Origin of the sequence: Leucobacter sp. G161, assembly GCF_001482305.1 — a bacterium.
GTDB lineage: Bacteria > Actinomycetota > Actinomycetes > Actinomycetales > Microbacteriaceae > Leucobacter.
Genome location: NZ_LOHP01000060.1, coordinates 128,135 through 147,558, shown reverse-complemented (window position 1 = coordinate 147,558; position 19,424 = coordinate 128,135). Strand labels below are relative to the sequence as shown.

16 protein-coding genes are annotated in these 19,424 nt (G+C 64.4%); 14 read left to right on the top strand and 2 right to left on the bottom strand.

Translation table 11 applies throughout. The annotated features are described in order from the left end of the window. Positions 1-94 precede the first annotated feature (94 nt). The 7 genes from leuA to AUL38_RS08140 all read left to right on the top strand — a co-directional run bounded on the left by leuA (position 95) and on the right by AUL38_RS08140 (position 9,513). Complete coding sequence (gene leuA, locus AUL38_RS08170; RefSeq protein ID WP_059060932.1) at positions 95-1,867, top strand: 2-isopropylmalate synthase; 1,773 nt, start codon at positions 95-97, stop codon at positions 1,865-1,867. Between the two features lie 154 nt (positions 1,868-2,021). Beyond that, positions 2,022-2,630: a Holliday junction branch migration protein RuvA gene (gene ruvA, locus AUL38_RS08165; RefSeq protein WP_059060930.1), complete on the top strand. Its 609-nt coding sequence runs from the start codon at positions 2,022-2,024 to the stop codon at positions 2,628-2,630. Continuing rightward, on the top strand, positions 2,627-3,634 hold the full coding sequence (gene ruvB, locus AUL38_RS08160; RefSeq protein WP_059060928.1) for a Holliday junction branch migration DNA helicase RuvB: 1,008 nt from the start codon (positions 2,627-2,629) through the stop codon (positions 3,632-3,634). Before ruvA ends, ruvB begins: the two co-directional genes overlap by 4 nt. Positions 3,635-3,726: 92 nt before the next feature. Next, a complete protein-coding gene (gene yajC, locus AUL38_RS08155) occupies positions 3,727-4,158 on the top strand; it encodes a preprotein translocase subunit YajC (protein ID WP_059060927.1) in 432 nt (143 codons plus the stop codon). 52 nt (positions 4,159-4,210) lie between these two features. Continuing rightward, positions 4,211-6,040 (top strand): protein translocase subunit SecD, encoded by a 1,830-nt coding sequence (gene secD / locus AUL38_RS08150; protein ID WP_059060923.1) that lies wholly within the window; start codon positions 4,211-4,213, stop codon positions 6,038-6,040. Position 6,041: 1 nt separating this feature from the next. Beyond that, the gene (secF, locus tag AUL38_RS08145; protein WP_059060921.1) at positions 6,042-7,061 is read left to right on the top strand and encodes a protein translocase subunit SecF; all 1,020 of its coding nucleotides are present in this window, start codon (positions 6,042-6,044) and stop codon (positions 7,059-7,061) included. Between the two features lie 247 nt (positions 7,062-7,308). Continuing rightward, positions 7,309-9,513: a bifunctional (p)ppGpp synthetase/guanosine-3',5'-bis(diphosphate) 3'-pyrophosphohydrolase gene (locus tag AUL38_RS08140; protein ID WP_201023721.1), complete on the top strand. Its 2,205-nt coding sequence runs from the start codon at positions 7,309-7,311 to the stop codon at positions 9,511-9,513. Here the strand turns inward: AUL38_RS08140 and AUL38_RS08135 are convergent. Next, the gene (locus AUL38_RS08135; protein WP_059060917.1) at positions 9,510-10,082 is read right to left on the bottom strand and encodes a hypothetical protein; all 573 of its coding nucleotides are present in this window, start codon (positions 10,080-10,082) and stop codon (positions 9,510-9,512) included. The two genes, AUL38_RS08140 and AUL38_RS08135, sit on opposite strands and share 4 nt — an antisense overlap. A 60-nt stretch (positions 10,083-10,142) precedes the next feature. Then, positions 10,143-11,369, bottom strand: a complete 1,227-nt coding sequence (locus AUL38_RS08130; protein WP_235590655.1) for a DUF349 domain-containing protein — start codon at positions 11,367-11,369, stop codon at positions 10,143-10,145. A gap of 173 nt (positions 11,370-11,542) precedes the next feature. Between AUL38_RS08130 and AUL38_RS08125 the strand changes: the two genes are divergently transcribed. The 7 genes from AUL38_RS08125 to AUL38_RS08095 all read left to right on the top strand — a co-directional run bounded on the left by AUL38_RS08125 (position 11,543) and on the right by AUL38_RS08095 (position 19,421). After that, entirely contained in the window at positions 11,543-12,874 is a 1,332-nt protein-coding gene (locus AUL38_RS08125; protein ID WP_059061228.1) for a replication-associated recombination protein A, read from the top strand. 263 nt (positions 12,875-13,137) lie between these two features. Continuing rightward, the gene (gene rpsD / locus AUL38_RS08120; RefSeq protein WP_059060913.1) at positions 13,138-13,767 is read left to right on the top strand and encodes a 30S ribosomal protein S4; all 630 of its coding nucleotides are present in this window, start codon (positions 13,138-13,140) and stop codon (positions 13,765-13,767) included. Between the two features lie 141 nt (positions 13,768-13,908). Further along, positions 13,909-14,130 carry a hypothetical protein gene (locus AUL38_RS08115; RefSeq protein ID WP_059061227.1) on the top strand — a complete coding sequence of 74 codons (222 nt, stop codon included), beginning with the start codon at positions 13,909-13,911 and terminating at the stop codon, positions 14,128-14,130. Positions 14,131-14,217: 87 nt separating this feature from the next. Beyond that, positions 14,218-16,902 carry an alanine--tRNA ligase gene (gene alaS, locus AUL38_RS08110; protein ID WP_059060911.1) on the top strand — a complete coding sequence of 895 codons (2,685 nt, stop codon included), beginning with the start codon at positions 14,218-14,220 and terminating at the stop codon, positions 16,900-16,902. A 3-nt stretch (positions 16,903-16,905) separates the two neighbouring features. After that, complete coding sequence (ruvX, locus tag AUL38_RS08105; RefSeq protein ID WP_083506703.1) at positions 16,906-17,403, top strand: Holliday junction resolvase RuvX; 498 nt, start codon at positions 16,906-16,908, stop codon at positions 17,401-17,403. After that, on the top strand, positions 17,400-18,545 hold the full coding sequence (mltG, locus tag AUL38_RS08100) for an endolytic transglycosylase MltG (RefSeq protein WP_235590654.1): 1,146 nt from the start codon (positions 17,400-17,402) through the stop codon (positions 18,543-18,545). The genes ruvX and mltG overlap by 4 nt, the downstream gene beginning before the upstream one ends. A gap of 3 nt (positions 18,546-18,548) precedes the next feature. Beyond that, positions 18,549-19,421: a shikimate dehydrogenase gene (locus AUL38_RS08095; protein ID WP_059060909.1), complete on the top strand. Its 873-nt coding sequence runs from the start codon at positions 18,549-18,551 to the stop codon at positions 19,419-19,421. Positions 19,422-19,424: the final 3 nt, after the last annotated feature.

Sequence of the window (19,424 nt, the reverse complement as noted above, 5' to 3'; positions counted from 1 at the left end):
GACGAGTCCTCGACTTCGAACTAATTCAGTCTCAGGCCTCCCTCGTCGCGGTGTTTGTGTTTGGCTGAGCGAACGTAACGAAGAAGGACACGTCATGAAGAACACGCAACAGCCCTCTGGTATGCCGATCCACCGCTACCGCCCGTACCACGAGATCATTCCGGTCGATCTGCCCGACCGCACGTGGCCGACGAAGCAGATCACCGAGGCGCCGCGCTGGTGCGCTGTCGATCTCCGCGACGGTAACCAGGCCCTCATCGACCCGATGAGTCCCGAACGCAAGCGCGTCATGTTCGACCTGCTCGTGCAGATGGGCTACAAGGAGATCGAGGTTGGCTTCCCGTCGGCGAGCCAGACCGACTTCGAGTTTGTTCGTCAGCTCATTGAAGAAGACGCGATCCCTGACGACGTCACGATTCAGGTGCTCACCCAGGCGCGCGAACACCTCATCACCCGGACCTACGAGTCGCTCATTGGGGCGAAGCAGGCGATCGTGCACCTGTACAACTCGACGTCGATCCTGCAGCGCGATGTTGTCTTCCGCTCCGACCGCGAGGGCATTAAGCAGATGGCCATCGAAGGCGCGAAGCTCTGCAAGGCCGCCGAGTCGATCTGCCCAGACGTTGACGTCTACTACGAGTATTCGCCCGAGTCCTACACCGGCACTGAACTCGATTACGCGGTTGAGGTCTGCAATGCCGTACTCGAGGTTTTCGAGCCGACTCCTGAGCGCAAAGTCATCATCAACCTGCCGTCGACCGTCGAGATGGCCACCCCGAACGTGTATGCCGACTCGATCGAGTGGATGGGGCGACACCTCAACCATCGCGAGAACGTCATCATCTCGCTGCATCCGCATAACGACCGCGGCACCGCGGTCGCCGCGGCCGAGCTCGGCTACATGGCCGGCGCAGACCGCATCGAGGGCTGCCTCTTCGGAAACGGCGAGCGCACCGGCAACGTCGACCTTGTCGCCCTCGGCATCAACATGTTCACGCAGGGTATCGACCCGATGATCGATTTCTCGCGCCTCGACGAGGTGCGCCGCACCGCCGAGTACTGCAACCAGCTCCGTGTGCCCGAGCGCAGCCCCTGGGCCGGCGACCTCGTGTATACCGCTTTCTCGGGTTCGCACCAGGACGCGATCAAGAAGGGCTTCGAGCGGATGCAGGCCGATGCAGACGCTGCCGGGGTCTCGATCGATGACGTCGAGTGGGCGGTGCCGTACCTCCCGGTCGATCCCAAGGATCTCGGTCGCTCGTACGAGGCCGTCATCCGCGTGAACTCACAGTCCGGCAAGGGCGGGGTCGCCTACCTGCTGAAGACTGATCACTCGCTTGACCTCCCGCGCCGGCTGCAGATCGAGTTCAGCTCGGTCGTGCAGGGCGTCACTGATTCTGAGGGCGGCGAGGTCTCGAGCGACGCCATCTGGAGCATCTTCCAGGACGAATACCTGCCGTCAGCGGGAGCCGACGGCGTCGAGCGCTGGGGCCGCTACGAGCTCTTCCGCACGTCGACGGTGAGCGCCGGAGACGGTGTGACCGAGCTCACGGTTGAGTACCGTGACGGTGATGAGCAGCGCGAAGACACATCCCGGGGCAACGGGCCTGTCGATGCGTTCATCAACAATCTCAATTCCTCCGGGCATGCTGTGACACTGTTCGACTACGTTGAGCACGCGATGAGCGAGGGCGGGGACGCCGTCGCTGCCGCCTACGTTGATCTTGAGGTCGACGGGCAGCGACTTTGGGGCGTCGGGATTGACCCCGATACAAGCCGCGCCACGCTCAAGGCAATCGTGTCGGCCGTGAACCGGTCTGTGCGGAACGGCGTAGCCGAGCGCGAACAGGTCGCCGCCGCCGTCTAGGAAGCGGTCTCGCAGCGGGGTCAGCGGCGTGCCGTTGGCCCCGCTGTTGCATTGGCCGAACGGCAAGATGTGCTCGCGTATCGGTTCGGACATATGTTCGAATGGCCGGTGTGGCGCGTCGGGTATTGCGGCTCACTCGCCATATGCTTAGCGTGTGATTGCTTCGTTACGCGGTGAGGTGCTGGCTGCCGGTGCTGGTTGGGTTGTGCTCGGAGTCGGCGGTGTCGGCATGCGCGTCGAGGTCCCCAGTGGGCGAACGGCGCAGCGAACACCGGGGGAGCAGCTGTTCCTGCACACATCCCTCATCGTTCGCGAGGATTCGCTGACACTCTACGGGTTCGATACCGAGGCCGAGCTCGCGCTCTTCGGGATCCTCATCGGTGTCTCAGGCGTTGGGCCTCGCTCAGGGCTCGGCGTGTTGTCCGAACTCTCGCCAGGCGAGGCCGTGCGCGCCGTTGCCGCAGAAGACGACAAGCCATTCCGGAAGGTCTCTGGGATTGGGCCGAAGACCGCGAAGCTGATTACGGTCTCCCTGGCCGGCAAGCTCGCCGGCCTTGAGCTTGATGCCACAGACGCGAGTCCCGTCGCCGTGGATCCGGACGAGGCCCTCACCGAAGAGGTGACCGAGGGGCTGCAGGGACTCGGCTGGAATGAACCCGAGGCTCGGCAAGCCGTGCTGGATGCGCGCGACGCAGGCGCGGAACTGTCGAACGCACAGCTGCTGCGAGCTGCCCTTGCGCTCCTGCAGCGGGGTCGCCGATGAGCGCGCCACTGTCGGGAGAGCTATCGCCACAGGCGATGCCGACCGAGGTGAGTTACGAAGGCGCCCTCCGACCCGGTTCGCTTGCTGAGTTCGTCGGGCAGGAGAAGGTCCGCGAGCAGCTGGGATTATTGCTTGGCGCAGCTCAGATCGAGTCGCGGACGCCCGACCATATCCTGCTCGCTGGTCCACCCGGCCTGGGCAAAACGACCCTGTCGATGATTGTGGCCACCGAGCTGGGGGTGCCGCTGCAGCAGACATCGGGCCCGGCGATCCAACATGCCGGCGATCTCGCTGCCGTGCTGTCCGCCCTGACACCCGGTGAGGTGCTCTTTATTGACGAGATCCACCGCATGGCTCGCAGCGCCGAAGAGATGCTCTACCTCGCGATGGAGGACTTCAAAGTCGACATCATGGTCGGCAAGGGGGCCGGTGCCACGTCGATCCCGCTCGAGCTCTCCCCATTCACGCTCGTCGGCGCGACCACTCGCGCCGGGTTGCTCCCGAACCCATTGCGTGATCGCTTCGGATTTACCGCGCACCTGGAGTATTACGCAAACAGCGAGCTCGAGGGCGTTCTTACCCGCGCCGCCGGGCTGCTCGATTTTCCTATCGATACCGCTGGGGTGGTGGAGATCGCCGGCAGGTCGCGGGGAACCCCGCGTATTGCGAACCGGCTGCTCAGACGCGTGCGCGACTACACCCTCGTCCACGGCACCCAGCCAGACGCGAGGTCCGTGCGCGCTGCGCTCTCGCTCTACGACGTCGACGATCACGGCCTCGACCGGCTCGATCGCGAGGTACTCCGGATTATCGTTGAGCGCTTCGCCGGCGGGCCCGTCGGCTTGTCGACGCTCGCCGCATCCGTGGGGGAGGAAGCCGAGACCATCGAGGCGGTTGTCGAGCCGTTTCTCATGCGGGCTGGACTCATAGCCAGGTCCCCGCGCGGGCGGATCGCAACCTCGCTTGGCTGGGCGCATCTCGGGATCGTGCCACCTCCTGTATAGAGTGCTGCCGCTCGCAGGAAACCCCGCTAGACTTGTGCGGTCCGTGCGTGTTCAAGGGCGCGCTCCACAATCTTTGAAAGGGTCAACGCCTCATGGATCCGATGACACTCATTATGCTCGGCCTCGTCGCCGTGCTTATCTTCTTCATGTTCCGCAACAGCAAGAAGCGCCAGGCGCAGATGGCAGAGATGCAGAACAACATGCAGCCGGGAGCAGAAGTGATGCTCCAGTCGGGCATTTTTGGCACGATCCTCTCGGTCGATGAAGAAGAGAACCGAGTGACCGTCATGAGCGGTACGAGCACGCTCGTCGTGCACCGTAACGCAGTCGGCCAGGTTGTTACCCCGGTTGATGCTCCCGTCGAGGAGAGCGAAGCATCGGTGCTCGCTCCCGACGACGACCCCGAGTTCGGCGAGCGGTTCACCGCTGCCGATGACGCACCGGCAACCGGTGACACCTCCGCAGACCTCGACGGCACTCCCGCAGCTGAGAAGAGTGAAGACAAGAACTCCGACAAGGAGTAAGTAATCGACGGTGCGGCTTGTCGCACCGATATCTGAAAGCGAGACATCTGTCTTGGCAAAACGATCCGTCGCGCCTGCAGTGCGGAGTGCACGTCGCTCCCTCATCTTCCTGTTGGCCATCATTGTCGGGCTCACAGGCCTCATCACACTCGGCGTCTATCGCAGCGATGCGACCTGGACCCCCAAACTCGCGCTTGATCTGCAGGGTGGTACCCAGATCCTGCTGGCTGCAAACCAGAACGACGGCAAGGCCGTCACCGGTGAGCAGCTCGACCAGGCCGTATCCATCCTCCGCCAGCGCGTGAACGCCTCCGGCGTCTCCGAGGCCGAGATCACCACGCAGGGCAGCAACCACATCTCGGTTGCGATCCCAGGCAAGGTCGACGACGAGACACTGCAGCGCATTCAGGCGTCGGCAGCGCTCGACTTCCGCGGCGTGTTCGTTGAAGCGCCGGCCACCGCAGGGGTCGTCCCTGAGAACGGCGAGTCCATCGAGGGCGCGGACGGGGAAGCCCCGGCCGACGCGGAAGCTCCCGCGGCCGGTGAAGCTCCAGCAGCCGACACCGGTGACGCTGAGGCAGCGCCTGCCGGCGATGCGGATGCTGAGGCAGACCCCGCAGCTGCAGGCGACCGCTACCCGGATCCGCTCCCGACAGATCCCGCGGATCAGGCCTGGCTCACCCCGGCCCTGCTCGAAGACTTCGCCGCGTTCACGTGCACCTCGGACAGTGCGCTTGAAGTCGCGAACGCTCCAGCTGACAAGCCGCTCATCACGTGTGATGAAACCGGCATGCTCAAGTACATCGTGGGTCCCGTCGAACTCACCGGTGATGTCATCACCGACGCAGTGGCTCAGCAGCAGTCCATCCAGGGCGGCGGTGGCACCACCGGCCTGTGGGAAGTCGCGATCACGATGAACAAGCAGGGAGCCAAGGAGTTCGGCAAGGTGAGCACCCGCCTGTTCGGGCAGCAGCCACCGCTGAACCAGTTCGCCTTCGTGCTCGACGGCAAGGTGCTCTCTGCGCCGACGATGAACGCACAGATCCTCGACGGTCGCCCCGCGATCTCCGGCAACTTCACCAAGGAGTCGTCGCAGGTGCTCGCTGACCAGCTGAAGTTCGGCGCGCTGCCGATGAGCTTCACGGTGCAGAGCCAGGAAGACATTTCTTCGACGCTCGGCTCGAACCAGCTCATTGGTGGCCTCATCGCCGGCCTCATCGGGCTTGCGCTCGTCGTGGTGTACTCGCTGTTCCAGTACCGACTGCTCGGCACACTCACCATCGCTTCGCTTGGTGTCGCCGCGATCCTCACCTACCTGCTGCTCACGTTCTTCTCGTGGCGCCAGGGCTACAGGCTGTCGCTCGCTGGTGTCGCCGGTATCATCGTGGCGATCGGCTTCACGGCCGACTCGTTTATCGTGTACTTCGAGCGCATCCGCGACCAGCTGCGTGACGGCTTCGGCATCACCGCCGCAGTCGAGGGCGGGTGGAAGCGAGCGCTTCGCACGATCCTCGCATCGGACGGCGTGAACCTGCTCGCTGCAGTCGTGCTCTTCGTCCTTGCGGTTGGCAACGTGAAGGGCTTCGCGTTCACGCTCGGCCTCACCACGATCGTCGACGTGATTGTGGTTGCGCTGTTCACCCACCCGATGATGACGCTGCTTGCCCGCACCAAGGTCTACAGCGGAGGGTACCGGTTCTCCGGGCTTGACCCGCGTCAGCTTGGCGCGGTGTACCAGGGCCGGGCACGGTTCCAGGAGCCTGTAGCGGCGACGAAGAGCAGTGCCAAGAAGGTCGCGAAGAGTCGCGGCGAGGCAGAGCGTCGTCAGACAATCGCCGAGCGCAAGGCAGCTGAGACCGCCGGCGCAGGAAAGGAAGGCTGACATGGCCCGCTCATTCGCTGAACTCGGCAATGCCCTGTACACCGGGGAGAAGTCGATTGACTTCGTCGGCAAGCGCAAGATTTGGTACGCGGTCTCCGCGCTGCTCATCATCATCGCCATCGCCGGCCCCTTCCTTCGAGGTGGGTTCCAGCTCGGCATTGAATTCACCGGTGGCAGCCAGTTCCAGGTTCACGTCTCAAACAGTGCCGACCGGGACCCCGCGGTCGCGGAGCAGGCAGTAGCAGAGGCGTTGCCTGGGAGCGCTCCCCGTATTTCAGTACTCGGCCAAAACGAGGTCCGCGTGCAGACAGAGGCACTCGACGACGCCCAGAACAAGGCCGTCACCGAGGCGCTCGCTGCTGGCTACGGGATCGACGCGGACGAGGTGACCTACTCGTTCATCGGCCCCGTTTGGGGGCAGGATATTACGAAGCAGGCGCTCATCGCGCTCGTCGTCTTCATTCTGTTGGCCGCGCTCGTGATGGCAATCTACTTCCGGACGTGGAAGATGTCGCTCGCCGCGATGCTCGCGCTCTTCCACGACCTCATCATCACGGCCGGAATCTACGGTCTCGCCGGGTTTGAAGTGACGCCGGCAGCCATGATTGGCTTCCTCACGATCCTGGGCTACTCGCTCTACGACACCGTGGTGGTGTTCGATAAGATTCGTGAAAACACGAGCCCGGGTGAACTCAGTGACCTTCGCACCTACGGCGAGGCGGTCAACCTTGCGGTGAACCAGACGCTCGTCCGATCGATCAACACGTCGGTCGTTGCACTGCTTCCTGTCGCATCGATTCTGTTCGTCGGAGCAGGATTCCTCGGGGCAGGCACGCTGCGCGACATCTCGCTCGCGCTGTTCATCGGCATTATCGCCGGCGCCTACTCGACGATCTTCGTCTCCGCTCCCGCATATGCGCACCTGCGTGCGGGGGAGAAGGAGATCCAGGAACGCGATGAGCGCATCCTGCGCCAGCGTGCGAAGCAGGACGAAACCGAGGTGGTTGCTGCGACCACGTAGCAGCACCGTTTCGGGCGAGCGTGACGCTTGCCGCGCAGCACAGGGAGATCGCCGTTTCGGGGGCGGTCTCCCTTCGCCGTTGTGGCGGGGCGACAGCGGCGGCCGTGTTTCCGGAGAGAAACGCCGGGGCGTCACGCGGTCGATTCAAGGAATGCATGCACCCTGGTGTAGCGTTTGAGAAGTTGAGGAGGCTGCAGTGGTGAGTTCGGATGCGACACAAGCGAGTGCAACTTCGCTGCGCCGGTTGGTGCCGCGAATCTTCTCTCGGGGCGCCACGCACGGTGCCATCGAAGAGGTGATGCGCACGGTTCGAGCCAACTATCCGCGGGCCGATCTCTCCGTTATCTCACGGGCATACGACGTCGCCGAGCGCGCTCATCGCGGCCAGAAGCGCAAGAGCGGCGAGCCCTACATCACGCATCCGATTGCTGTCTCCAAGATTCTTGCCGACCTCGGCGTCGCCCCGGTGGCGATAGCGGCCTCGTTGCTGCACGACACCGTCGAAGACACCGACTATTCACTCGACGAGCTCACACGCGACTTCGGCGAGGAGATCGCGATGCTCGTTGACGGCGTCACGAAGCTCGACAAGGTCAAGTACGGCGACTCGGCGCAGGCAGAGGCTGTCCGCAAGATGGTTGTCGCGATGTCGAAAGATATTCGCGTGCTCGTCATCAAACTCGCTGACCGCCTGCACAACGCGCGGACCTGGGGATTTGTCTCCGGTGACTCAGCAAAGCGCAAGGCCCAAGAGACGCTCGAGATCTACGCACCGCTTGCGCACCGCCTGGGTATTCAGTCGATGAAGACGGAGCTTGAGGATCTCTCTTTCGCCGTCCTGAAGCCGAAGCTGTACGCCGAGATCGAGAATCTCGTCAAGCGACGCAACCCGCAGCGCGACGAACTCGTCGGGAAAGTGATCGGGTCGATCGACGCGGATCTTCGGGAGTCCCGGATCAAGGGTGAGGTCACCGGCCGCCCCAAGGAACTGTATTCGATTTATCAAAAGATGATCGTTCGTGGTCGCGACTTCGACGACATCTACGACCTCGTCGGGATTCGGGTACTCGTGAACTCGATCCGCGACTGCTACGCCGTTCTCGGTGCAGTGCACGCGCGGTGGACGCCCATTCCCGGACGATTCAAGGACTACATCGCGACTCCGAAGTTTAATCTGTACCAGTCGCTGCACACGACGGTCATCGGGCCTGACGGACGCGCAGTCGAGATTCAGATCCGCACCGTCGAAATGCACCAGCGCGCCGAGTATGGTGTGGCTGCACACTGGAAGTACAAGCAGCGGCAGCCGGGCGCAGACAAGCAGACCGCGTCGAACGACATGGCCTGGCTCGCGCACATTTCCGATTGGCAGGCCGAGACGGAAGACCCGAGCGAGTTCTTGGACGCGCTCCGCTTCGAAATTGGGGCCAAGGAAGTCTACGTCTTCACCCCAAAGGGACGTGTCATCGGGCTTCCCGCCGGCGGCACCACCGTCGACTTTGCGTATGCGGTGCACACTGAGGTCGGGCATCGCACCATGGGCGCTCGGGTGAACGGTCGGCTGGTGCCGCTCGAGACTGCGCTGCAAAACGGCGACGTCGTCGAAGTGTTCACCTCGAAGGATCCGAACTCCGGTCCGAACAAGTCGTGGCTCAACTTCGTGAAGAGCAAGCGGGCGCAGAACAAGATCCGCCAGTGGTTCACGAAGGAGCGTCGCGAGGAAGCCGCCGAGACCGGCAAGCAGGAGCTTACTAAGGCGCTCCGCAGGCAGAGCCTGCCGCTCCACCAGGTGATGAACTCCGAGGCGTTGCAGCAGGTAGCGTTGCAGCTCAACCACGCCGATGTCACGACCCTCTACGCAGCGATTGGCGAGGGCAACGTGTCCGCGCAGTCTGTTGTCGAGAAGGTTGCGGCGCTCATGTTCGACGATCAGGCGTCGACGGAGCCGGCGACGCTGAGCGTGCCGCTCGCCGACACTCCGCGCGCCCAGCCGTCACGGGCGACATCCAGCGGCGTGGTCGTCAAGGGTGCGACCGATGTGCTTGCCAAGCTCGCAAAGTGTTGCACCCCCGTACCCGGGGACGATATTCGCGGCTTCGTGACCAAGGGCCAGGGCGTCTCCGTGCACCGCACGGACTGCCACAACTTCAAGAACCTCCAGTCTCAGCAGGAACGCGTCGTCGAGGTTGAGTGGGCTCCGACTCCCAAGAGCGTGTTCCTCGTACAGATTCAGGTGGAAGCCCTCGACCGGTCCGGTCTGCTCTCAGATGTCACGCGGACGCTCTCAGAGCACCACGTGAACACCCTCTCGGCGTCGGTGAACACCTCGACGTCGCGGCTCGCTATTAGCCGGTTCCTGTTCGAGATGGCAAACGCGACGCACCTCGACCACGTGCTGAACGCCGTCAGGCGCATCGACGGCGTGTACGACGTCTACAGGCTCACGAACTAGTCGGTCGAGGCTGCTACGGGATACCGGAGCGCCAACAGTCGTGCGCGAACACGGGCGCGGTCCGCTCTGCTCGAGTGCATTGCGCGACGCGCGACGCGGCCGCTCGCTCCCGGTTCTGCGAGCAACAGCAGGCGGCAGGCTACAGCGCGCGGGCGCGTGAGTGGCGCGGTCGACCGCAGCAGATCGTAGGCGGTGCGGGACCGGCTCGTGAGGTAATACTCGCCGATCTCAACAAGATCGCCCGGTTGGAGCCGATAGTTGCTGATGTGGATCGGTACTTCCGACGTTGCGGTCTCAAACCGCGCTGGCGCGCGTCCGTGACGCGTAATGAGTCGGAGCGGAGAGCCGGGCGAACGGCTGGCACCCCAAATCCAAGATGCGGTCTCTTCGACGGCCGCGTAGCGCTGCGTCAGCAGCCCGCCTATGGCGTTGCACCGCGTGAACGAGGTGTCGGGCCAGGACACCGGGCGATACCCGGGCCCGGAGCGCACGAGGGTTCCCGTGAGGGTCGCGGCCGATTGCAGCGCGGGTGGCCAGTGATCAACCCGGGGCGCGCGTTTCGGGGGCATGCCACCAGGATCGTCGTTCCGCGCGGCGAAAGCCAGCGTGGAACGACGATCTGTGGATAACTAGTCGCCGAGTGCTGCGAGCCAGGACTTCTGGGTCGCGAGCTTCTCTTCGGCAGCGGCCTTCGTCTTCGCATCCTTCGCGGAGGCAATCTCTGCCTCGAGGTCCGAGATGGATGTCTCGAGCTGGCCACGGAGGCCCTCGCTGCGAGCCTTCGTCTCCGGGTTGGTCTTGCGCCAGTGCTCGTCTTCGAGGCCCTTGACGTGGTCCTCAATGCGGCGCAGCTGGCCCTCGGTGTCGCGCAGCGCTTCGCGGGGAACGCGGCCGACCTCGTCCCAGCGGAGCTGGATTGCGGTGAGCTGCTTCCGAGCGGCGGTGGGCTCGGTGATATCGAGGATCGGCTTCGCGTCCTCGAGGATTGCCTGCTTCGCGACCAGGTTCTCCTGGTACTCCTCGTTGGTCTGTGCGACTTCTTCGGCCTTCGCCTGGTAGAGCACGTCGCCAGCAGCCTTGAACTTCGCCCAGAGCTGGTCGTCGAGCTTACGGCTGGCGCGGCCAGCCTGCTTCCAGTCCTCGAGAAGGTTGCGGTACGAGGGGATCCCGTCGAGGCCGCGGTCTGCGAGCGCCTCGGCGGCGGCAATCAGGCGCTCCTTGCGGGCCTTGACGTCCTTGTTGTTCGCATCCATCTGCGAGAAGTGTGCACGTCGTGCCGTGTCGAAGGTCTGGCGTGCCGCGCGGAAGCGCTTCCACATGGCATCGGCCTGCGGCTTCGGCACGTGCGGGCCCGAACGCTGTGCGTTCTGCCACTCGGTGAAGAGGCGCTCGAACGCGGTGCTCGTGTCCTTCCAGCGAATAGATGCCTCGGGCTGAGCAGCGAGCTGCTCGGCTTCCGCGACGATCGCCTCGCGCTTGGCGACGGCTTCCTCGCGTGCTGCCTCGCGCTCCTGCTGCTGCTGCTCGCCGAAAGCGGCAGCCTTCTCAGCCAGCTTCGAGACTCGTCCGCGAAGGGCGTCGATATTGCCGACGGCAGCAGGCTCGACGAGCTGCTCCTGCAGCTTCGCAACCGTCGCTGCGACGGATGCGTCTGCGGTGCCGCGCGCGATGCGTGCTTCGAGGAGCGTCACCGCACCCGCGAGATCCGCAAACTTGCGCTCAAAGTAGGCGAGTGCTTCCTCTGGTGTGCCGTCAGGGAAGGAGCCAACGGCACGTTCGCCCTCGCTCTCTCGTACGTAGACCGTACGATCCTCGTCGACCCTGCCCCAGGGCATCTCGTTTGTCGCTTCACTCACCGTGTTGCTCACCTGTCGTGTGGGATCGGCTAGACCGACCGCGTTACTAGATAGACCCCTCCACTATGCCACAGTGAACCTCTCTGAGCATGATTGTCGGGGGTGCTCGGTAGCATTGGAGTGTGTCCCAGTTCCAAGCTTCGTCCGCCGCGACGGCTCCGCTCGCCGTTCGCATGCGCCCACGGTCGCTCGATGAGGTGGTGGGGCAGAAGCATTTGCTCCGCCAAGGGTCGCCCCTCAGGGTGATTGCGAGCGATGAGGCAGGGTCCGCCGTGTCGGTCATTCTGTGGGGCCCTCCTGGTACGGGAAAGACGACGATGGCGCAGGCGATTGCGCACACGAGCGGACGGCGTTTCGTTGAGCTTTCCGCGGTGACCGCGGGCATCAAAGATGTGCGTACGGTGATGGAACGCGCGCTCAACGACCGGGATCTGTACGATATCGCGACCGTGCTGTTCCTCGACGAAATCCACCGGTTTACGAAGGCCCAGCAGGACGCGCTGCTGCCGGGTGTCGAGAATGGTTGGGTCACACTCATTGCGGCCACCACGGAGAATCCGTCATTCTCCGTCATTAGCCCGCTGCTTTCCAGGTCGCTGTTACTTACGCTCGAAGCGCTGAGTGACGCCGACATCGCCGAGCTCCTCGAACGGGCGGTGGCTGACCCGCGAGGGCTTGGCGGTGCAGTGAGCCTGACTACGGAGGCGCGAGACGCGCTCGTGCAGCTCTCGTCTGGTGATGCGCGGCGTGCGTTGACCGGGCTCGAGGCTGCCGCTGGGTCCGCGCTCGCCATGGGCGGCGACGAAACAGCAGGCGTGGACGACGCGGCGAGTGGCAGTGTGGACGCTGACTCCGGCGCGCCAACGGTGCCTGAGATCACGGCTGAGTTGGTCTCGATCTCAGTGGATCGCGCGCTGCTGCGCTACGACAAAGACGGCGATCAGCATTACGACGTGATCAGTGCGTTCATTAAGTCCATGCGAGGATCGGATCCCGACGCCGCAGTGCATTACCTCGCCCGAATGATCGAGGCCGGCGAAGACCCTCGGTTTATTGCCAGGAGACTCATGGTGCACGCGGCAGAAGACGTCGGGCTGGCCGATCCGCAGGCGCTGACGATCGCCGTGGCTGCCGCACAGGCGACACAACTCATCGGGCTCCCAGAAGCGCGAATCCCACTGGCAGAGGCAACGATCTATATCGCGACGGCGCCGAAATCGAACGCCGTCATTTCGGCAATCGACGCAGCGATCGCTGACGTCAAAGCCGGGCGTTTCGGCCCAGTGCCCAAGCCGCTGCGCGACGCGCACTATCCGGGAGCAAAGAAGCTTGGCCACGGGAAGGGATACCGTTACCCGCACGCCGACCCGCGCGGAGTGGTCACGCAGCAATACCTTCCCGACGAGATCGTTGACGCGCACTACTATCAGCCCACGACGCATGGCAACGAGCGCGAGATATCTGAACGGCTCGAAAAGATCCGCCGCATAAGCCGGGGGGAGTAGCGGCGTGGCATCGCCGCCACCCGCTGCGATCCTCTGCTAAGCTATTCGATGGCCAACATTGCTCCCCGCGGCAGGCTGCATGCGGGAGGCATATGGCAGGCGCCCTGTAGCCGGGTTTCTGCAACGGTCGTTCCCTCACCGAAAACGGTTTGCTGTGTCGCGTGCATTGCGAGCGAAAGCTTGTGAATGCGGGCGCAGCGTGGCCGAGAGAACATACGGACAGCACATTCGTGCCGCTCTGTCAGAAACCCGAAAGGATACCCGTGTCGACTACGTCACGTACCCGCTCGCAGACGCGCTTGTCGCGTCAGCTGGGCCTCGCCCTTACCCCGAAGGCGGCTCGCTACCTCGAGAAGCGCCCCTACGGCCCCGGCCAGCACGGCCGCACCAAGCGTAAGAGCGACAGCGACTACGCCGTACGCCTCCGCGAGAAGCAGCGTCTTCGCGCCCAGTACGGCATCCGCGAGAAGCAGCTCGTTATCACCTTCAACGAGGCACGTCGCCAGGACGGCCTGACCGGTGAGAACCTCGTCGAGCTCCTCGAGATGCGTCTTGACGCACTCGTGCTGCGTGCAGGCTTCGCCCGGACCACCGCACAGGCTCGTCAGCTCATCGTGCACCGTCACATCCTCGTCGACGGCAAGCTCGTTGACCGTCCCTCCTTCCGCGTGAAGCCGGGACAGCTCATCCACGTCAAGGAGCGCTCAGAGGTTCTCGAGCCGTTCCAGGTTGCAGCTGCAGGCGGTCACGCCGAGGTGCTTCCCGCGGTTCCCGGTTACCTCGAGGTCGCACTCGACAAGCTCGAGGCACGCCTGCTGCGTCGCCCGAAGCGCGCTGAGGTCCCCGTGACCTGTGAAGTGCAGCTCGTCGTCGAGTTCTACTCGGGCCGCTAAGTCTGAACGTTTGAGGGCGCTGGGATCCACTAGGAATCCAGCGCCCTCAAGCATTTCCGGCATGCGTTACCGGTTAAGCTGGTCGCGTATGGATCCGCGGCGCGCAAGGTGTCGTCGTGAGACCGCAGGAGGGTGAAACACGTGCGGAAGCTAACATTGTTCATTTTTGGAGTGGCCACCGGCTTTGTTGCGGCCCACTTTGTGAATCAGAGCCCGGGTGGGCACCGCTTCTTTGAGCGCGTCAACCGCGGCATCGCCGAACTCGCCAATGCGTTCTCGAACGGCTACGAAGCCGCCGAGCGCGAGCAGTTCGATGAGGACCTCGAGCGAACGCTCAAGAGCCTCGACCGCAAGAGCTCCTAACCTCGACTCGATCGAGATCCACCGATTTTTGGCGCACGGCCTCTTCTCGCCTGCGCTGACGCACCACGAAGGAACGAAGCACCGCACATGCAGACCGCCGAGATTCAACGCCGCTGGCTGAACTTCTTTGAGCAGCGAGGCCACACGGTTGTGCCCTCAGCGTCGCTCGTGAGCGACGATCCGAGCCTGATGTTTACCGTGGCGGGCATGGTGCCATTCGTGCCGTACCTCTCGGGTCTGGTGCCCGCACCCTACGACCGCGCCACAAGCGTGCAGAAGTGCATCCGCACGAACGACATCGAAGAGGTCGGGAAGACCCCGCGCCACGGCACCTTCTTCCAGATGTGCGGCAACTTCTCCTTCGGTGACTACTTCAAGAAGGGCGCGATTCAGTTCGCGTGGGAGCTGCTCACCACGAGCGAGGCCGATGGTGGCCTCGGGTTCGCGGCTGAGGATCTGTGGGTAACGGTGTACGAGGAAGACGAAGAGGCGCTCAACCTCTGGCTCGAGTACTCGACGCTGCCGCTTGAGCGCATCCAGAAGCTCGGCAAGGACACGAACTACTGGTCCACTGGCCAGCCGGGACCTGCGGGCCCATGCTCGGAGATCTTCTTCGACCAAGGACCCGCCTTTGGCCCCGACGGCGGCCCGGCAACCGATCACGACAGGTACGTCGAGATCTGGAACCTCGTGTTCATGCAGTACCAGATCGCGGACGTGAAGTCGAAGCTCGATTTCACGATCGTTGGCGATCTGCCGAAGCAGAACATCGACACGGGTATGGGACTCGAGCGCGTTGCGTTTATCAAGCAGGGCGTGCAGAACATGTACGAGATCGACCAGGTACGCCCGGTCCTCGATCGCGCTGCAGAGCTTGCGGGCAAGACCTACGGTGCCGAGCTCGACGACGACGTGCGACTGCGTGTCATCGCCGACCACGTGCGCAGTGGTCTCATGCTCATCGCCGATGGCGTGACGCCGTCGAACGAGGGCCGGGGCTATATTCTCCGGCGGCTGCTGCGTCGCGTGACGCTTTCGATGCGGCTCCTCGGGGTCGAAGGCCCGACCTTTGCTGAGCTCTTCCCCGTGTCGCGCGACGCGATGAAGTCCGCATACCCGGCTGTCGACGAGAGCTTCGATTTCATCTCGCGCGTTGCGTACGCCGAGGAGAAGACGTTCTTGCGGACGCTCGCGAGCGGGATCCAGATCCTCGACACAGCGATAGAGAGCGCTGTTGCAGGCTCAAAGGCTGCGGGCGCACCCGCGAGCGTCGACGGCGACACCGCCTTCCTCCTGCACGACACCCACGGCTTCCCGGTCGAGCTCACGCTCGAGATCGCCGAAGAAGCCGGCGTGACGGTGGACCGCGAGGTCTTCGCGACGCTCATGCAGGAGCAGCGCGACCGCGCGAAGGCTGACGCGAAGGCAAAGCGCGGCCAGCAGGCTGATCTCGCCGTCTACAAGGAGCTTCGCGGGCTCGGTGAGACAGCGTTCGTCGGCTACGACGAGCTCATCCACGAGAGCCGCGTGCTTGGCATCGTCGTTGACGGGGCTCCCGCAGCCGAGGCGCGCGAGGGGCAGATCGCCGAGCTCGTGCTTGCAGAGACCTCGCTGTTCGCGGAGTCGGGCGGTCAGGATTCGGATAACGGCGTCATCGTCGGCGACGGCTTTGAGGCCGAGGTGCTCGACGTGCAGAAGCCGGTGCCCGGTCTCATCGTGCACACGGTGAAGGTCACGGTTGGCGTCATTGGTGTTGACGCGCGCGCGGAAACCCGCGTCGACGCCGAATACCGCAGGGGCGCCACGCAGGCGCACTCGGCAACGCACATCGTCCACGCGGCGCTCCGCGACGTGCTCGGCCCGAACGCGCACCAGGCAGGCTCCTACAACAAGGCCGGCTACATGCGCCTCGACTTCACGCACTCGGAAGCCCTCAGCCAGGCGACCAAGAGCGAGATTGAGGAGATCTCGAACCTCGCGATCCGCTCAAACTACGGTGTGGTCACCCGCGAGATGGGCCTCGACGAGGCGAAGGCGATGGGCGCGATGGCGCTCTTCGGTGAGAAGTACGGCGAGCGCGTGCGCGTCGTCGACATCGGCGGCGAGTGGTCGCGCGAGCTGTGCGCCGGCACCCACGTGGCGACCGCTGCCGAGGTCGGCATGATCAACCTCGTGTCTGAGAGCTCAGTCGGGTCAACCAACCGCCGCGTCGAGTCGCTCGTGGGTCTCGAGGCCTTCCAGAGCTTCGCCGCAGAGCGCGCAATCGTACAGCAGCTCGCCGGTGGTCTCCGCGTTCCACGCGCAGAGGTGGTGGCGCGCGTGGAAGATCTCAGCGCGCAGCTCCGTGCCGCCGAGAAGAAGATCGCGGCCCTCGAAGCAGCAAAGCTTGCTGAGCGCGTGCCTGCCCTACTTGAAGCGGCTGAGCGCATCGGCGCAGTGCAGTTGGTCTCAGCGGATCTTGGTACGGTCGGCTCACCGGACGACGTGCGCGGTTTGGTCGTGCAGCTCCGCGAGAAGCTCGCATCTGAGCCGGGCGTCGTGATCCTCGCGGGAACTGTTGCCGGTGACGGAGCTGGGAAACCAGTCGTCATCGCGGCGACGACCGCTGGCGCGCGTGAACTCGGCATCAAGGCCGGCGACCTCGCAAAGCGGGGCGCACAGGTGCTCGGCGGCGGCGGCGGCGGCAAGCCAGATCTCGCGCAGGGTGGTGGCACCGATCCAGCTCAGATCGATGCCGCGCTTGCCGAGATGCGGCGCACGATCGAGGCGTAGCCCGTGCGCACAGGGGTACGCGTCGGTATCGACGTAGGCAAGGCGCGCATTGGCGTTGCCCGCAGCGACATGCACGGCATGCTCGCAACGCCGGTCGAAACGGTGAAGCGAGAAGCCGAGGGCGGCGCCGACATTGCACGCATCGCGACAATTGTTGACGAGCTTGGGGTGTTTGAGGTTATCGTAGGGCTACCGCTCAACCTGCGCGGCGAGCGGACGCTCTCGACCGAGGACGCAGTCGGGTTCGCCGAGCAGCTGGCGACGAGCCTCGCCGGCATCGCGGAAGTGCGGTTGGTCGACGAGCGCCTGTCTACCGTGTCTGCGCAGGGCCAGCTTCGGCAGGCCGGGCGCAAAACGAAAGAGAGCCGCGGGGTCATTGACCAGGCGGCAGCTGTGGTTATTCTGCAACACGCGCTCGACGTGGAGCGCAACAGAGGTTCGGCGCCGGGTGAAGTCGTGGCGCCCACCCCCGATCAACGGAGAAACGAGGACGCGACGTGAGTGACACAGAGACACGCCGTGGGCGAAGAGCCGCGAACGCACTGAGTGACGAGGATCGGCGTTCGCGCAAGCGCGGACGGATTGTCATCTCGTCCGTACTCATCGTGATGCTGCTGCTGCTTGCCGGTGGCGCAGCGTTCGTCTGGAATGCGTACGGCGATCGAATCTCGCTCGCGATGGGCTGGACGAGCAACGATTACGAGGGTGAGGGGAGCGGCGAAGTGTTGCTCACCATCACGGACGGCCAGTACGGTGCGGACGTCGCGGAGGCGCTCGAACAGGCCGACGTTGTCAAGACGTCCGAGGCGTTCTACGAGCTACTGCTGCAGCAGCCGAGCGAAGTCAGTTTCCAGGTGGGAACCTATCGCTTGAAGCAGCAGATGAGCGCGAAGGCCGCGCTTGCCGCGCTCACCGACGAGGCGAACCGGATGGAGCTCACGGTGACGATCCCCGAGGGCACCGCCGCGATGGACGCACTCGAGCTCACGGCTGGCGTCGTCGATATTCCGTTCGAGGAGTTCGAGGCCGCTGCTGCGGATCCGCAGGCATTCGGCGTACCTGCCGAGTTCCCCTCGCTCGAGGGCTTCCTGTTCCCGGCGACGTATACTTTTGAGCCCGGTGCCACGGCTGAGTCGATCATTCAGACGATGGTCGATCGCATGTGGCAGGCGCTCGCTGAACACGGCGTCGCCGATGAGGATGCGTGGCAGGTGCTCACGCTCGCGGCGATGGTGCAGCGCGAGGCTGGGTCGCGGCTTGAAGACTTCCCGAAGGTCGCGCGAGTCTTCCTGAATCGCATTGACATTGACATGCTGCTGCAGTCGGATGCGACTGTGTCGTACGGCACCGGTAACACGCACACTGTGTGGACGACCGACGAGGAACGCGCCGACAAGTCGAACCCGTACAACACGTATGCGAACCCGGGGCTGCCGGCTGGGCCGATCGGCCTGCCGGGTGACACCGCCATCGAGGCTGCAACGAACCCGGCCGATGGGCCGTGGATCTACTTCATGCCCGTCGATCTCTCAAGCGGCGAGACCGAGTTCGCGGCGACCCTCGAGGAGCACGAACGCAATGTGCAGCGCCTCGACGAGTGGTGCACGACGCACGCAGCCGAGGGCGGAAAGTACTGTGACTAGGTCATGAATGAACAGCATCCGACTGACGCGGAGCGGCGTGAGCCGGGCAGGGCTGAACTCGCGGTGCTCGGCTCGCCGATCGCGCACTCGAAGTCACCCGCGATTCACGCGGCTGCCTACGAGGTACTCGGGCTGCCCTGGAACTACGGCAGGCACGAGGTTGAGGCCGTGGAACTTGCATCGTTTCTTGCGCAGTGCGGGCCGGACTGGCGTGGCCTCTCCCTCACGATGCCGCTGAAGGAAGAGGCGGCGCGCCTCGCGACGGTCGTCGACCCGGTCGCTTCGGAGAGCGGCGTGGTGAACACGCTATTCAGAATCACGAGTGCTCCCGACGGTTCGCCGCAGTGGGCTGGGTTCAACACTGACGTTGCCGGGCTCGCCCGCGCGCTCGCAGGCGCCGGGCTCGACGCCTCCGCCACCGTCGTGCTGGGTGCTGGAGCAACCGCGGTCTCCGCGGTGCTTGCCGCTCGGACGCTCGGGGCAATGCAGATCGCCGTTGCCGCGCGCCGGCCGGAAGCCGCTTCGGAGCTCGCGGACCGCATGGGAGGGAACGTCACCGCGCTCACGCTCGGTGACGAACCTGCATTTGCGCCAACACTCGTTATCTCGACGCTCCCGGGCCCCGCAGGGGGAGCGGCTACCCTGCCAGCGTCGCTGCTTACCGTGCCGCTGTTTGATGTGGCCTACGACCCGTGGCCCTCGCCGCTGGCTCTCAGATGGGCCGCGGCCGGCAGCATCGCGCACGCGGGCCTCGACATGCTCGTCGAGCAGGCGCTCGTGCAAATCCGTATTTTCATGAACGGCGACCCGAACACCCCGGTTGCCGACGAACAGTCAGTGCTGGCGGCCATGCGCGCCGCGAGTGTGGAAAGATAGAAC

What these genes read in the sequence shown, in the direction of transcription:
- leuA (WP_059060932.1), top strand. Translation starts at nt 95, where the DNA reads ATGAAGAACACGCAACAGCCCTCTGGTATGCCGATCCACCGCTACCGC.
- ruvB (WP_059060928.1), top strand. Translation starts at nt 2,627, where the DNA reads ATGAGCGCGCCACTGTCGGGAGAGCTATCGCCACAGGCGATGCCGACC.
- yajC (WP_059060927.1), top strand. Translation starts at nt 3,727, where the DNA reads ATGGATCCGATGACACTCATTATGCTCGGCCTCGTCGCCGTGCTTATC.
- secF (WP_059060921.1), top strand. Translation starts at nt 6,042, where the DNA reads ATGGCCCGCTCATTCGCTGAACTCGGCAATGCCCTGTACACCGGGGAG.
- AUL38_RS08135 (WP_059060917.1), bottom strand. Translation starts at nt 10,082, where the DNA reads ATGCCCCCGAAACGCGCGCCCCGGGTTGATCACTGGCCACCCGCGCTG.
- AUL38_RS08125 (WP_059061228.1), top strand. Translation starts at nt 11,543, where the DNA reads ATGCGCCCACGGTCGCTCGATGAGGTGGTGGGGCAGAAGCATTTGCTC.
- alaS (WP_059060911.1), top strand. Translation starts at nt 14,218, where the DNA reads ATGCAGACCGCCGAGATTCAACGCCGCTGGCTGAACTTCTTTGAGCAG.
- AUL38_RS08095 (WP_059060909.1), top strand. Translation starts at nt 18,549, where the DNA reads ATGAATGAACAGCATCCGACTGACGCGGAGCGGCGTGAGCCGGGCAGG.